The sequence below is a fragment of the Methylobacterium sp. WL7 genome (assembly GCF_008040085.1).
In the GTDB taxonomy this organism is placed as follows: Bacteria; Pseudomonadota; Alphaproteobacteria; order Rhizobiales; family Beijerinckiaceae; genus Methylobacterium; species Methylobacterium mesophilicum.
The window spans coordinates 20,704-34,362 of record NZ_VRVG01000054.1 but is presented as its reverse complement, the minus strand read 5'-3'; the positions used below and the strand labels follow the sequence as shown (position 1 = coordinate 34,362).

Below are 13,659 nucleotides of genomic sequence, written 5' to 3'. Positions count from 1 at the left end.
TGCGACACCCGCCCCGCCCCGTGATCCCCTGGATACCTCCAAGGGCCGGGAAACCGCACGCGGAGACAAGGCCGCCAGGGCAACACCCGGCAGCCATCGCGCCGCCGCCGCAGGAACCGGTTCGAGGCCCGGTCCCATTCCGGGCACGGACGCAGGCAGAGGCGGCTCCACCCAGGCCGTTGCGCTGGCCACGCGGTTGGGTTAGGAAATCGGCGCGGCTAGCACCCGTAGCTCAGCTGGATAGAGCGTTGCCCTCCGAAGGCAAAGGTCACACGTTCGAATCGTGTCGGGTGCGCCAATCTCCTCAATGATCTAGCGCGTCAGCGTAACGTGTCGGTTCGCCTGGGGTTGGTACCGGGCTTCGGTACGTCTGCGTACTGGCGGCGCTGTAATGCGGTGTGCCGTCCAGCACTGCCTTCGATCAGATGCCGGTGGGCTGAACCCGTGGCCTTTCTGATCAATCTCAGCCGTGGCGATCTGGTCGCGGGCTGGCTTCAGCCCCTGGATCCGGCCGCCTACACCGCGCCGTGCGGATCTCCGGCGCGGGGATTGTGCTCGGCCCTGCGCGCGCAGCCTTCGGGAGATCCCGTTCGTCACCGCCTGGTCGGCGACCGTGCCCGTTCGACGGCGCGGCGCAGGATGCGCGACAGGTCGGTGACCGAGTAGGGCTTGCGTAGCAGCTCGAAGCCGTGGGTGCCGTGAGCTGCAAGCACGTCGCTGTAGCCCGATGCCAGGACGACCGGGAGGTCGGATTGCCGGCGGCGGATCTCGTGGGCCAGCTCGACCCCGTTCATGCCGGGCATCACCACGTCCGAGAACACGACCTCGAAGCGGAACGGGACACGCTCGAACTCGCGCAGCGCCTTCTCTGCGTCCGTCGCCCAGACCGTGCTGTAGCCCAGTTCCTGCAGGGCCTGCGCCGCGAAGGCGCCGACTTCGAGGTTGTCCTCGACCAGCAGGACGCAGGTGCCGTGGCCGTCGGCCAGGGCCGCGGGCTCGGGCGCCTCGGCCTCCGGGACGGCCGCGGCCACCGCCCGCGGGAGATACAGGGTGAAGGTGCTGCCCGCGCCGAGGCGGCTCTCGGCGACGACCTCGCCGCCGGATTGCTTGGCGAAGCCGAACACCTGGCTGAGGCCCAGACCGGTGCCCTGCCCGACCCCCTTGGTCGTGAAGAACGGCTCGAAGATCCGCTCCAGGTCGCCGGGGGCGATGCCGGTGCCGGTATCGGTCACCGAGACCGCGACGAAATCCCCCTGCATCGCCGGGTGGGCCCGCACGGCCGGGACCCGGTTCACGGGCTGCACCCGGATGGTGATCCGCCCCTCGCCCGCCATGGCGTCGCGCGCGTTGACCACCATGTTGACCAGGGCCGTATCGAACTGGCTCGGATCGGCGTCGATCAGGCACGGGCTCTCCCGCCCCGCCGCGTCCCGCAGGGGCACGACCTGCATGTCGACCTGGATGCGCGCCCCCGTCAGGGTCCGCACCATGTCTGAGACCGAGGCCACGCCGCGGCCGACGTCGAACACCTCGGGCTGGAGCGCCTGGCGCCGGGCGAAGGCCAGCAACTGGCCCGTCAGCTTGGCGGCGCGGGCGACGGTGTCCGAGATGGCGTCGACGTACCGGGTCCGGCGTTCCTCGGGGAGGTTCGGGCGCTTGAGCAGGTCGGTCGACGACTTGATCACGGTGAGCAGGTTGTTGAAGTCGTGCGCCACCCCGCCGGTGAGCTGGCCCACCGCTTCCAGCTTCTGGGATTGGCGCAGCTGCTCCTCGAGGGCCTTCCGCTCGGTGACGTCCCGGCCGGCCGCGTAGAAGTGGTCGCCGCGCGGGACCACGTTCCACGAGATCCAGCGATAGGCGCCGTCGCGGGTCCTGAACCGGACGTCCACGTCGTCGAGGTCGCCGGCCGTGATCACGCGCTCCAGCGCCTGTTCCGCAAGCGTCCGGTCGTCCGGGTGCACGAACGCGTCGAACCGGGCGCCGACCAGATCCTCGGCGGTCCAGCCGAGGGTCGCGGTCCAGGCCGGGTTCACCGCCCGGTACACGCCGTCGAAGCCGCAGACCACGAACAGGTCGCGGCTCGCCCGCCACAGGGTGTCGCGCTCGTCGGTCCGCTCCCGGGCGGCGGTCTCCAGGTGATCCTCGAGGCGGCGCCGGTCGGTGATGTCGTTGAACAGGATCGCGACGCGCCGCCGCGCCGGCTCGCCCACGCGCAGGGCATGGACGTCGAACCAGCGCCCCATCGACACCGCGGCGCTCTCGAAGCGCACCGAGCGCCCGGTCATGGCGACCGCGCCGTAGGTCTCGAACCAGGACGGTTCGAGATCGGGAACGAGTTCGCTGATCCAGCGCCCCGCCGCGTTCCGTAGGCCGGTATGGCGCTCGAAGGCCGGGTTGACCTCGATCAGGCGGTAATCGACCGCGCGGCCCTCGGCGTCGAACCGCATCTCCACGACACAGAAGCCGGCATCGATGGCCTCGAACAGGGTCTGGTAGCGCGCCTCGCTCTCGGCCAGGCGCTCTTCCTCGGTGCGGAAGCGGGTGACGTCCAGCTGGCTGGCGAAGAAGTAGCGCAACTGCCCCGCCGGATCGAAGACCGGACTGACGTAGAGCTCGTTGCGGAACGGCCTGCCGTCGCGGTGATAGTTCAGGATTTCGACGACCACGTCGCGGCGGGCCGCGATGGCGTCGCGGACCTTGGCGACGTCGGCGGGGTCCGTCCCGGGCCCCTGGAGGAACCGGCAGTTGCGGCCGATCAGGTCCTCCGCGCCGTAGCCGCACAGCTCCTGGAAGGCGCGGTTGGCGAAGACGATCGGATTGTCGGGCAGGTTGGGATCGGTGACGATCTGCGGCATGCGGGTCTTCTCCGCCGCTGTGAACAAGAGGTCGATCCCGGCCGCCGACGTGCGCTCGTTGCCGCTCGGCGCATGCACAGCGCTCGCGTTGGACGCCCGCAAACGCTCGATCTCGGCCTCGGCCTCCTGAAGGCGCCGACGCAGCGCGTCGTGTTCGACATCCATGCAGCGAAATCCCGCCCCCGCGTCGCCAGACCTGGCCGTCGGTCTCCCAACGGTCATGCCGTCCGGCGGCTCCATACCGTATCTGCCGGGTCGGTCGCCATGAAGACCGGGGCCGGATGACCCGGAACCGCGACGATTCAAATCAGCGCGGCGCGGACAGTCGGCGGCGGACGGGTCCGGGACCTCATGCCGTCAGGACCGCGGGAATCACCGAGCGCAGGCGGGAATAGCCGCGCGTGGATCGCGGCCAGGCGGTCTCGTCCCATGCACGACGAACCCGGATGCAATCCTCCGGCAGGGCATCGGCCGACGGGCCCACCGGAGCCCAGGCGGCGACGACCGGACGATCCCCGGACCAGCCCACCTCGACCGGGCGCGCTTCGCAGCCGAACCGCGCCGCCGCGCGCCGCAGCGCATCGGCCATCGCCTCGGCGTCTGCCGCCCGGACGCGCTCGGAGGCCCCGGGCGCGTGGGCCAGCAGGCCGCCGACGCGGACCACCCGGGCGTCCCCCAACGGCAGGCTCTCCGAGTGCAGGTCGTCGAGATGCAGCAGCAGCGCGATGTCGCCCGCCGGCGCGGCCTCGGCCCGGGGCAGCGGGACCTCGCGGGGCGGCATCGCCTCGTCCAGCGCGTCCGGTTCCTCGTCGAGGCCGACGGGGTCGAAGCGGCCCTCCGTGTAGCGCCGGATGTTCTCGGCGCGGGCGACGTAGTGCTTGCCCCGGGTGTGCAGGCCGGCCACCCAGCGCCAGGACAGGGTGTTGCTCGCCGGATCGCCGTCGATCAGGTGGTCCATGAAGAACGCGGCGCCGAGCGCCCAGGGCAGGCGCAGGGTGAAGATCCAGATCGAGGCGAACCACATCCGGGCGTGGTTGTGCAGCCAGCCGGTCTCGACGAGGTCGCGGGCCCAGTCGTCGAAGCCGTCGATCCCGGTCCGGCCCTCGACCGCCGCCGCGTAGGTCCGGCGCAGTCCGGGCTCGGCGGCGAGCCGCTCCCGGTCGCGAGCAACCAGGGCGTGGTAGTCCGTCCAGGCGGACGGGTGGGTCTCCAGGTGGCCCTTGAAGTAGGTCCGCCAGAACACCTCGGACACGAATTTCTCCGCGCCGCCGTCGCCGAACGCGTGCTCGGCGGCGGCCGCGACCTCGGCCTCCGTGATCAGGCGCCGGCGCAGGTAGGGTGAGAGGGCCGAGGTGGTCGGCTCGTGGCCGGGGCCGCGGTCGGTGTTGCGGCAGGCGGCGTAATCGGCTCCGGCTCCGGCCAGGAAGGCGGCGAGCCGGTCGAGCCCGGCGGCTCGGGTCATGGGGCGATTGATGGGAGAGGTGCGATCCATGCGCCGGAGTTAGCGCGCGGCCCGCGCCGTGCGGATGCGACCCATTCCCCGGACCGCCCGGGCGGGGGACGTGTTCGAAACGCGACCGCAAACGTTGCATCTCGGCGCCAGAACCATCAAACACACCCCAGATTTTCGGACCGTTCGGTGTGCCGCCCCTGGGCGAGGCGCGCCGAAGAGTCGGCCGTTCGACGCCGTCCGTGATCGTCCAAACAACAGGAACACGTGATGAAGACGCGCGCCGCGGTCGCGTGGGAAGCCAAGAAGCCTCTCACCATCGAGACCATCGACATCGAAGGGCCCAAGGCCGGCGAGGTTCTCGTCGAGCTGATGGCCACCGGCATCTGCCACACCGACGCCTACACCCTCTCGGGACTGGATTCCGAGGGCAAGTTCCCGGCGATCCTCGGCCACGAGGGCGCGGGCATCGTCCGCGAGGTCGGCGCCGGCGTCACCACGCTGAAGCCCGGCGACCACGTCATCCCGCTCTACACGCCGGAATGCCGCAACTGTAAATCCTGCCTCTCGCAGCGCACCAACCTGTGCACCGCGATCCGGGCGACCCAGGGCCAGGGCGTGATGCCGGACGGCACCAGCCGCTTCTCCTGCGTCTCCACCGGCGGCAATCCCGGCGGGTCGAACACCGTGTTCCACTACATGGGCTGCTCGACCTTCTCGAACTTCACGGTCCTGCCGGCCATCGCGCTCGCCAAGATCCGCGAAGACGCCCCCTTCGACAAGATCTGCTACATCGGCTGCGGCGTGACCACGGGCATCGGCGCCGTGATCTACACCGCCAAGGTCTGGCCCGGCGCCAACGTGGTGGTGTTCGGTCTCGGCGGCATCGGCCTCAACGTGCTGCAGGCCGCCCGGATGGTCGGTGCCGACAAGATCATCGGCGTCGACATCAACCCGGAGAAGCAGGCCATGGCCCGCAAGTTCGGGATGACCCACTTCATCAACCCGAACGAGGTCGGCACCGACAAGGTGGTCCAGGCCATCGTCGATCTCACGGGCGGTGGCGCCGACTTCTCCTTCGATTGCACCGGCAACGTCCACGTGATGCGCCAGGCCCTCGAATGCTGCCATCGCGGCTGGGGCGAGTCGATCGTCATCGGCGTGGCCGAGGCCGGCCGCGAGATCTCGACCCGCCCGTTCCAGCTCGTCACCGGCCGGGTCTGGCGGGGCTCGGCGTTCGGCGGCGCGCGCGGCCGTACCGACGTGCCGAAGATCGTCGACTGGTACATGGAGGGTAAGATCAACATCGACGATCTGATCACCCACACCATGCCGCTGGACGAGATCAACCACGGCTTCGACCTCATGCACGAAGGCAAGTCGATCCGTTCCGTCGTCGTCTACTGAGGAAGACCATCCGGGGCTCCCCGCCTGCTAGGCCGGGGAGCCCCGCGCACGTCCTCGCATTCTCGAAGACCCGGGCCCGCGATCCAGCCCCCGAGCGGGGCTCCCGCCTCCCGAGCAGGAGATCACAGCTGATGGAAACCGTCTCGAAGGCCCGCGCCCACGGCGGCACGCAGGGCGTCTACAAGCACGACGCGCAGACCACGGGATGCCCGATGACCTTCGCGGTGTTCGTGCCGCCCCAGGCCGAGAAGGGGCCGGTCCCGGTGCTCTGGTACCTGTCCGGGCTCACCTGCACGCACGCCAACGTCATGGACAAGGGCGAGTACCGCGCCGCCGCCGCCGAGCATGGCGTGATCATCGTGGCCCCCGACACCAGCCCGCGCGGCCCCGGTATCCCGGACGAGGAGGGCAACTGGCAGTTCGGCTCCGGCGCCGGCTTCTATCTGGACGCCACGCAGGCGCCCTATGACAAGAACTACAAGATGTGGAGCTACATCACGGAAGAACTGCCGGCGCTCATCGCGAAGGAGTTCCCCGCTGACATGACCCGCCAGGGCATCTTCGGCCATTCCATGGGCGGCCACGGGGCGCTCACCATCGCGCTGACCTACCCGGAGCGCTTCAAGTCCTGCTCCGCCTTCGCGCCGATCGCCCAGCCCTCCACGGCCGGCTGGTCGAAGCCGGCCTTCGAGAAGTATCTCGGGTCCGACACGGCCGCCTGGCGCGCCCACGACGCCACCGCGCTGATCGAGGACGGCAAGCGCTTCCCCGAGTTCCTGGTCGATCAGGGCACCGCCGACAGCTTCCTCCAGGACGGCCTGCGCCCCTGGCTGCTGGAGGAGGCCTGCAAGAAGGCCGGAATCGCGCTGACCCTCAACATGCACGAGGGCTACGACCACTCCTACTTCTTCATCTCGACCTTCATGGCCGACCACATCGCGTGGGCCGCCGCGCGCCTGAAGTAACATCGCGTCGGCGCCCCGCGCCGATCACGACCCCGCCGCCGGGCGCGTCCCGGCGGCGTGAAACCTCGGCTCCGCGAGGATGCGCGCAGCCCCTAATCGATGACCTCGACGATGCGCCGCGTCCGCGGCTCGACCAGCACGGGGTGGTCGTTGACGATCGTGTAGTTGTAGTTCGGCAGCGCGAATTCGGCCGGCACGTCGTAATAGACCACGCCGTCCTCCGGCAGCACGGTTCCGACCCGCACCGGCCCCGCGTAGGCGAAGGAGGGCCGCCGCTCGCCGATCGCGTAGATGCGGAAGCGGTCCCGCCGGTCGATCCCCAGGATGCTGTTGGCCGTGCCGACGGCGGCACCGATCGCGCCGCCGACGACGGCGCCGAGCGGGCCCGCGATGGCCTCGCCGCGCTCCCGTCCGTCCTGTGCGCCGCGCGCCAGGCCTTGCGCGTGAGCCGGCGCCACGAAGCCGAGCGTCAGCACGATCGGCAGGGAGATCCAGTGTCGCATGAGGTCCTCGTCAAGCAGCGGAAACGGTAGCGACGGTCAGCGGCACCACGGGGCGGCCCCGCACCATCGGATCGGAGCCCGGTCGATGGATCCCGTCGTGACGGGATCGGAGGCGGCCGGACCCGCGGCCGACCGCTCCGCGGGGCGGTTGGCCTTGACCAGCATCACGGCCGAGAAACAGCAGAGCGCGAGGGCCGCGATCCAGAGGACGCCCCTCGCCGTTCGGATCGTTCGCTTGGACATGCGCATGAGGGTGGGCGGCTTCGGTTAGCGAACCGTTTCACGCCCCGGCGCGCTTGAGCGGCGATCCCGCCTGCAGCGCCGGGGTTGGCCCGCTCCGGAGATCGGGCGCGGTCAGGCGCAGTAGGATTGCCCGTCGAGGCCGTGCGGCCGGCCGGCGGCGAGCAGGGTCTCCCAGACCGGCTCCGGAAGCGGTACGCCCTCGGCGAGGCGTTCCGCCTTCATGCGGCGCTCGGGCTCGCCCGGCAGCAGCACCGCGCCGCCCGGCGCCGGCTGGGCGGAGGCGAAGAAATCGAGATAGCTGCGCGCCTCGGCCGCGATCGCGTCGTCCGAGCCGAAGGCGCTCGGCGTCATGTAGAGCGAGAGCATGCCGTTGCAGACCCGGCGCTTGCCCGGCCCCGCCGTGCCGGAACCGGTGAGCGCGCCGGCCAGGAGCTCGCACATCAGCGACAGGCCCGAGCCCTTGTGCTCGCCGAAGGCCCGGATCGCGCCCCGGCCCTTCTGGTTGTCGCGCTCCGGCCCGTCGAGCGGACCGAACAGGGTGGTCGGGTCGGCGCTGAGGCGGCCGTCCGGCTCGATCAGGACGCCCTCGGGCAGGGGCTTGCCGCCCTGCGAGGCCACCAGCACCTTGCCTTCGGCGACCGCCGAGGTCGCGAAGTCGAGGACGATCGGATCGCGCCCCGGAAGCGGGAAGGCGGCCGCGATGGGGTTCGTGGAGAAGCGCCGCTCCACCGAGCCGAACGGCGCGACGAGCAGGCTGCCGGCGACGTTGACGAAATGCACCGAGATCAGGCCCGCGGCGGCAGCGCGCTCGGCCCATTCGCCGATCCGCCCGAGATGCCCGGCATGCCGCAGGGCGATGACCGAGACGCCGTGCTCCCGGGCCTTGGCGATGCCGAGATCGGTGGCGAACGGGCCGGCGGTCTGGCCGAAGCCGTACTGGGCGTCCACCAGCGCGAAGGCGCCTCCGTCGATCAGCACCTCTGGGGCGCGATCGGCCACGAGCTCGCCGTCGCGCAGCCACGCCACGTAGCGCGGCACCCGGATGACCCCGTGGCTGTCGTGGCCGGTGAGGTTGGCGGCCACGAGGAACTGGCCGATCCGCCCCGCTTCCGCCTCCGAGCAGCCCTCCCGAACGAATATGTCCCGCACGTAGGCGGTCAGTCCGGCGGCGTCGATCCGCATGATGGTCTATCTCCCGTCGTCGCGCCTCGCCGGGCGCGTTCGGGTAACGATCCTAGGCTTTCTTAACCCGCAAGGCGACCGGTTCGGGTGACGTGGGATAGACAATGAAGCGTCCCGCATGGCCCAATACAATCAACGTCGGGCATAAGAACCGGCGGCGGGACGGGAATGCCTATGAAGACGACGCGTCGCGTTTTCTTGACGGGTGCCGCTTGCGCGGCTGCGAGCGGCCTCGCCCCGGGGGTGATCCGATCGAGTCACGCGCAGGGCGCCGGCGCGACGATCCGGATCGGCATGGTGCTGCCGGTCACGGGCCCCGGCGCGGATGCGGGGCGCTTCGCCCTCAACGGCGCTAAGATCGCCCTGGAGGCGGTCAACAAGGCGGGCGGCGTGCTCGGCAAGCCGCTGGAGATCGTCACCGAGGACGACCAGACCACCAATCCCGGCGCCGTGCTGGCCTTCTCCAAGCTGGCCTCGCAGCCCGATCTCGTCGGCTTCCTGGGCTCGGTCCGCTCCACGCAGAACCACGCGATGGCGCCGGACATCCTCAAGACCGGCAAGCCGATGTGCTTCGGCGGCACCGACCCGGTGCTGACCCAGCTCGGCAATCCCTGGATGTTCCGCTTCCGGCCCAACGACAGCTTCTCGGCCCGGGTGATCGCCGAGCACGGCGTCAACGGCCTCGGCAAGAAGAAGTGGGCGATCATCCACTCCACCGACGCCTTCGGGACCAGCGGCGCCAAGGCGCTCACCGAGAGCCTGGGTAAGGTCGGCGCCACGGTCGTGCTCGATCAAGGCTACGCCAACCAGGGTCAGGACTTCACCCCCGTGGTGCTGGCGATCCGGCAGGCCGGGGCCGACGTGATCGGCTCGTACTTCACCTTCGAGAACGACCTCGGCATCTTCGCCCGCCAGCTCCGCCAGCTCGGCGTCACCGCCCCCTGGGTCGGCTCGCCCTCGATCACCAACGTCACGGCGCTGAAGCTCGCCGGTCCCTCGCTCTACGGCACCTACGGCGTGGCCGACTACGCGGAGGAATCGAGCGACGCGGCCCGGGCCTACGGCAAGGCCTACCGCGCCGCGACCAAGATCGCCCCCGACAACCAGTCCTCCTGGACCTTCGACGCGGTGACGGTCCTGGCGCTGGCGATCAACAAGGCGGGCAAGGCCGACCCGCAGGCGATCCGCGAGGCGCTGCTGGCGGTGCGGGGCCACGCGGGCGCCGAGGGCACCTACAACTTCGACAAGAACGGCGACGGCCTGCACGGCTACAACGTCGTGCGCAATGACAAGGGCACGATCACGTTCGACCGGCGCATCGACTTCTATCAGGGCTGAACACGTCGTCGCGGACGGGGCACGGGCGCGCACATGGACCTGATCCTCCAGCTCCTCTTCACCGGGATCGGCATCGGCTCGGTCTACGCCCTCGTGGCCCTGGGCTTCGTGCTGATCTTCCGCGCCACCAACGTCGTGAACTTCGCACAGGGCGAGTTCTCGATGGTCGCGGCCTTCCTGATGGTGGTGTTCGCCGTCGATCTCGAGTGGCCGTACTGGCTCTCGGTGCTGCTCACCATCGGCGGGATGGCCCTGCTCGGCGCCCTGTTCAACCTCGGCGTCTACTATCCCCTGCGCCACCGCACCTACCTGCCGGTGATCATCTCGACCATCGGCGCCTCGATCTTCCTGGCCAACACCACGCTCGCCCTCTACGGGCCGCAGCCGCAGGTCCTGCCGCCGGTGTTCGAGACGCAGGGCTTCCTGCTCGGCCCGGTCTTCCTCGACAGCCAGTACCTGCTGATCATCGCGGTGACCGCGGCGCTCGTGGCGTTCCAGTACTGGTTCTTCGAGCACACCCTGGTCGGCAAGAAGCTCCAGGCGACCTCCCAGGACAAGGAGATGGCGGCGCTCCTCGGCATCCCGGTCGCCGGCATGATCATGCTCACCTTCGTCTACAGCGCCGTGCTCGGCGGCATCGCCGGCATCCTCGTGGCGCCGGTGCTGTTCGTGTCGATCCAGATGGGCGCGACCATCGCGCTCAAGGCGTTTGCCGCGACGATCATCGGCGGGTTCGGCGACGTCACCGGCGCGATCATCGGCGGGCTGGCGCTCGGCATCATCGAGACCTTCGGGGCGGCCTACGTCTCGGTGCCGTACAAGGACGCCTTCGCCTTCATCGTCCTCGTGGCCTTCCTGGTCGTGCGCCCGCAGGGGCTGTTCGGCGAGCGCGTGGCGGAGAAAGCATGAGCGCCGATCCGACGACGGCCGGCCCGACCCTCACGGGCACCGCCTCCCGGCCTTCCCGGCCGCTGCCGCTCGGCGGCCTCGCCTATGCAGGCCTCGCCGCGGCCGCCGTGGCGCTCGCCGCGACGACGCCGTTCAGCGGCTACGTCCTCAACATCCTGATGCAGGCCGCAACCTACGCGATCGCGGTGATCGGGCTCACCGTCGTGCTCGGGCTGTGCGGCCAGATCAACCTCGCCCAGGCCGCCTTCTTCGGGATCGGCGCCTACGCGGTCGGGCTCGGCACGGTCGATCACGGCCTGAATTTCTGGCTGTGCCTGCCGATCGGACTGGCGCTCGCGGTCGTCCTCGGCGCGATCCTCGGCGCCTCGACGCTGCGGCTCGGCGGCCACTACCTCGCCATGGTGACGATCTCGTTCCAGCAGATCCTCACCCTGGTCCTGACCAACTGGATCCCGGTCACCCACGGTCCGGACGGGGTGCCCAACATCCGCCGCCCCGCCCTGTTCGCGGACGGACAGAGCTACCTCGCGCTGTGCGTGCTGGTCCTGGCGGTGGTCGGCTGGCTGGTCTGGCACCTGCCGCGGACCCGGCTCGGGCGCGCCATGCGGGCGGTGCGCGACAACGAACTGGCCGCGGGCGTCAGCGGCATCGACGTCTACCGCACCAAGGTCGCGGCCTTCGCCATCGGGGCACTGCTGGCGGGGCTGGGCGGCGGGCTGTTTGCCGGCAGCTTCACGTATATCAGCCCGGACCAGTTCTCCTTCGCCGAGTCGATCGTCTTCCTGACCATGGCGCTCTTGGGCGGCGTCGGCTCGCCGGTCGGCGCCGTGATCGGCACGGGCCTGCTGATCCTGATCCCCGAATGGCTGCGCTTCCTCAAGGAGATCCCGGGCCTGTACCTGGCGATCTACGGGCTGGCGGTGATCCTGATCGTCGTGTTCATGCCCGACGGCATCTGGGGCTTCCTGGGCGATCAGGTCCGGCGGCTGCGGCCCGCCAAGCCTGCGCCTGCGCCCGCCCCGGATCTGACCCTGAGCCAGGCGCGCGACGCCTCGGCGACCCTGCTGACGGTGTCGGGCCTGTCCAAGCATTTCGGCGGCCTCAAGGCCGTGGACGCGATCGACTTCACCGTCACCCGCGGCGGCATCCACGCGCTGATCGGCCCGAACGGCTCGGGCAAGACCACGACGCTCAACGTCCTGTCCGGCCTCTACACCCCGACCGGCGGCACCATGCGCCTCCAGGACCGGGACATCACCCGGTTTCCCCCGCACCGGCGCGCCGCGGTCGGGATCGGCCGCACGTTCCAGAACATCCGCCTGTTCCGCTCGATGAGCGCCCTGGAGAACGTGGTGATCGGCGCCGAGCGTCCGAACAACCCCCTCGGCGCAAGCGACCGGCCGGCGCTGGAGGCCCGGGCGCGCGCGGCCCTGGCCTTCGTCGGGCTGGAGGCGCGGGCGCAGGAGCCGATCTCGGGCTTCTCCTACGGGCACCAGCGCCTGATCGAGATCGCCCGGGCGCTCGCCGGCAACCCGACGCTGCTGCTCCTCGACGAGCCGGCCGCCGGGCTCAATTCCAGCGAGAAGAACGCCCTGACGGTGCTGCTGCGCCGGATGGCGGCCAAGGGCCTGACCATCCTGATCATCGACCACGACATGACCCTGGTCAGCGACGTGGCGAGCCACGTCACCGTCCTGAACTTCGGCCGGCGCATCGCGGACGGGGTCACCGCCACCGTGTTGCGCGAGCCCGCCGTGATCGAGGCCTATCTCGGGGAGGACGCCTCGACCGGGCCGGGCGCGGGGCTCCAGACCGCGTTGAAGACCGATCTCGCGCCGGCCTGAGCAGGATGAGCACCGCCGTGTCGAACCCGGTCCTGGAGATCCGCGACCTCACCGTCCGCTACGGCGAGATCGAGGCGGTGCGCGGGCTCTCGTTCGTGGTCGGCACGGGCGAGGTCGTGACCCTGCTGGGCTCCAACGGCGCCGGCAAGTCGACCACCCTCAAGGCGATCTCCGGCCTCGTGAAGCCGGCGGGCGGCAGCATCCTGCTCGACGGGCAGCCGCTCCACGGCCTGAAGCCCGAGGCGATCGTGCGCCTCGGCGTCGCCCACGTGCCCGAGGGGCGCCGGGTCTTCCCGGGGCTCACCGTGCGCGAGAACATCATGCTCGGCGCCTCGAACCGGTCCGGCGTCCCGAAGCGCGCCCTGCGCGACGAGGTCGAGGCGATGTTCGAGCTGTTCCCCGACATCCGGCGGTTCGGCGACGCGCTCGGCTGGACCCTGTCGGGCGGCCAGCTCCAGATGGTGGCGCTCGCCCGCGGCCTGATGGCCAAGCCGCGGCTCCTGCTGCTCGACGAGCCCTCGCTCGGTCTCGCCCCGGTGATCGTCCAGGCGGTGTTCGCGATCATCGCGGAGGTGCGCCGTCGCGGCACGACGGTGCTGCTGGTCGAGCAGAACGCCCGCATGGGCCTGTCGGTGGCCGACCGGGGCTACGTGCTGGAGACCGGCCGCCTCGTCCTCGAAGGCGACCCGCAGGCGCTCTGGGCCAACGACGACATCCGCGCCGCGTATCTCGGCGGCCGCGCCGCGGCGGGCAGCGCCGCCTGACGCCGCAGCCCGGAACCGCCCCGACTGGGCCCGGTTTCACCGGCACAGTCCCGAAGGCGCGGTGAGGCCCCTCGTGCGTGATCGCAAGCCAGCCTCCCGGCGCCGCCTGCTGCAAGCCGGAGGCGCGGCCGTGACGAGCGCGATGCTCGGAATTCAAAGTGCCTCAGGCGCCGAGGCCGACCCCAAGCAGCCGGCCGAG

The 13,659-nt window shown here is 70.5% G+C and carries 10 protein-coding genes and 1 tRNA gene; 7 read left to right on the top strand and 4 right to left on the bottom strand.

The window, feature by feature from the left end; all coding sequences use genetic code 11:
• The first annotated feature begins 221 nt into the window (after positions 1 to 221).
• Positions 222 to 298: transfer RNA gene (locus tag FV233_RS15430), tRNA-Arg, on the top strand.
• 295 nt (positions 299 to 593) lie between these two features.
• On the opposite strand, the gene FV233_RS15425 is transcribed toward FV233_RS15430, so the two are convergent.
• Together FV233_RS15425 and FV233_RS15420 are read right to left on the bottom strand one after the other, a co-directional pair.
• The gene (locus FV233_RS15425) at positions 594 to 3,020 is read right to left on the bottom strand and encodes a PAS domain S-box protein (protein WP_147897963.1); all 2,427 of its coding nucleotides are present in this window, start codon (positions 3,018 to 3,020) and stop codon (positions 594 to 596) included.
• Between the two features lie 184 nt (positions 3,021 to 3,204).
• A complete protein-coding gene (locus FV233_RS15420) occupies positions 3,205 to 4,317 on the bottom strand; it encodes an FAD-binding domain-containing protein (RefSeq protein WP_147897962.1) in 1,113 nt (370 codons plus the stop codon).
• 258 nt (positions 4,318 to 4,575) lie between these two features.
• Here FV233_RS15420 and FV233_RS15415 point away from each other — a divergent pair, with 258 nt between their 5' ends.
• On the top strand, positions 4,576 to 5,712 hold the full coding sequence (locus FV233_RS15415; protein WP_147856776.1) for an S-(hydroxymethyl)glutathione dehydrogenase/class III alcohol dehydrogenase: 1,137 nt from the start codon (positions 4,576 to 4,578) through the stop codon (positions 5,710 to 5,712).
• A 131-nt stretch (positions 5,713 to 5,843) separates the two neighbouring features.
• Positions 5,844 to 6,677 (top strand): S-formylglutathione hydrolase, encoded by an 834-nt coding sequence (fghA, locus tag FV233_RS15410; protein ID WP_147897961.1) that lies wholly within the window; start codon positions 5,844 to 5,846, stop codon positions 6,675 to 6,677.
• 92 nt (positions 6,678 to 6,769) lie between these two features.
• Here the strand turns inward: fghA and FV233_RS15405 are convergent, their stop codons facing one another.
• Positions 6,770 to 7,180: a DUF1236 domain-containing protein gene (locus tag FV233_RS15405; RefSeq protein ID WP_147897960.1), complete on the bottom strand. Its 411-nt coding sequence runs from the start codon at positions 7,178 to 7,180 to the stop codon at positions 6,770 to 6,772.
• Between the two features lie 354 nt (positions 7,181 to 7,534).
• Positions 7,535 to 8,605 (bottom strand): malate/lactate/ureidoglycolate dehydrogenase, encoded by a 1,071-nt coding sequence (locus FV233_RS15400; protein WP_147897959.1) that lies wholly within the window; start codon positions 8,603 to 8,605, stop codon positions 7,535 to 7,537.
• A gap of 174 nt (positions 8,606 to 8,779) precedes the next feature.
• On the opposite strand from FV233_RS15400, the gene FV233_RS15395 reads away from it, so the two are divergent.
• Genes FV233_RS15395 through FV233_RS15380 form a run of 4 tightly spaced genes read left to right on the top strand, consistent with a single transcriptional unit; the run spans position 8,780 to position 13,460 of the window.
• Positions 8,780 to 9,943: an ABC transporter substrate-binding protein gene (locus tag FV233_RS15395; RefSeq protein ID WP_147897958.1), complete on the top strand. Its 1,164-nt coding sequence runs from the start codon at positions 8,780 to 8,782 to the stop codon at positions 9,941 to 9,943.
• 33 nt (positions 9,944 to 9,976) lie between these two features.
• Positions 9,977 to 10,852 (top strand): branched-chain amino acid ABC transporter permease, encoded by an 876-nt coding sequence (locus FV233_RS15390; protein WP_007562633.1) that lies wholly within the window; start codon positions 9,977 to 9,979, stop codon positions 10,850 to 10,852.
• Positions 10,849 to 12,696, top strand: a complete 1,848-nt coding sequence (locus FV233_RS15385; RefSeq protein ID WP_147897957.1) for a branched-chain amino acid ABC transporter ATP-binding protein/permease — start codon at positions 10,849 to 10,851, stop codon at positions 12,694 to 12,696. Before FV233_RS15390 ends, FV233_RS15385 begins: the two co-directional genes overlap by 4 nt.
• A gap of 5 nt (positions 12,697 to 12,701) precedes the next feature.
• Positions 12,702 to 13,460 carry an ABC transporter ATP-binding protein gene (locus FV233_RS15380; RefSeq protein WP_147856343.1) on the top strand — a complete coding sequence of 253 codons (759 nt, stop codon included), beginning with the start codon at positions 12,702 to 12,704 and terminating at the stop codon, positions 13,458 to 13,460.
• The last annotated feature ends 199 nt before the right edge of the window (positions 13,461 to 13,659 follow it).

Bases quoted from the DNA above. Each gene is read 5' to 3' on its own strand.
- FV233_RS15425 (WP_147897963.1), bottom strand. From the start codon at position 3,020: ATGGATGTCGAACACGACGCGCTGCGTCGGCGCCTTCAGGAGGCCGAG.
- FV233_RS15420 (WP_147897962.1), bottom strand. From the start codon at position 4,317: ATGACCCGAGCCGCCGGGCTCGACCGGCTCGCCGCCTTCCTGGCCGGA.
- FV233_RS15415 (WP_147856776.1), top strand. From the start codon at position 4,576: ATGAAGACGCGCGCCGCGGTCGCGTGGGAAGCCAAGAAGCCTCTCACC.
- fghA (WP_147897961.1), top strand. From the start codon at position 5,844: ATGGAAACCGTCTCGAAGGCCCGCGCCCACGGCGGCACGCAGGGCGTC.
- FV233_RS15405 (WP_147897960.1), bottom strand. From the start codon at position 7,180: ATGCGACACTGGATCTCCCTGCCGATCGTGCTGACGCTCGGCTTCGTG.
- FV233_RS15400 (WP_147897959.1), bottom strand. From the start codon at position 8,605: ATGCGGATCGACGCCGCCGGACTGACCGCCTACGTGCGGGACATATTC.
- FV233_RS15395 (WP_147897958.1), top strand. From the start codon at position 8,780: ATGAAGACGACGCGTCGCGTTTTCTTGACGGGTGCCGCTTGCGCGGCT.
- FV233_RS15390 (WP_007562633.1), top strand. From the start codon at position 9,977: ATGGACCTGATCCTCCAGCTCCTCTTCACCGGGATCGGCATCGGCTCG.
- FV233_RS15385 (WP_147897957.1), top strand. From the start codon at position 10,849: ATGAGCGCCGATCCGACGACGGCCGGCCCGACCCTCACGGGCACCGCC.
- FV233_RS15380 (WP_147856343.1), top strand. From the start codon at position 12,702: ATGAGCACCGCCGTGTCGAACCCGGTCCTGGAGATCCGCGACCTCACC.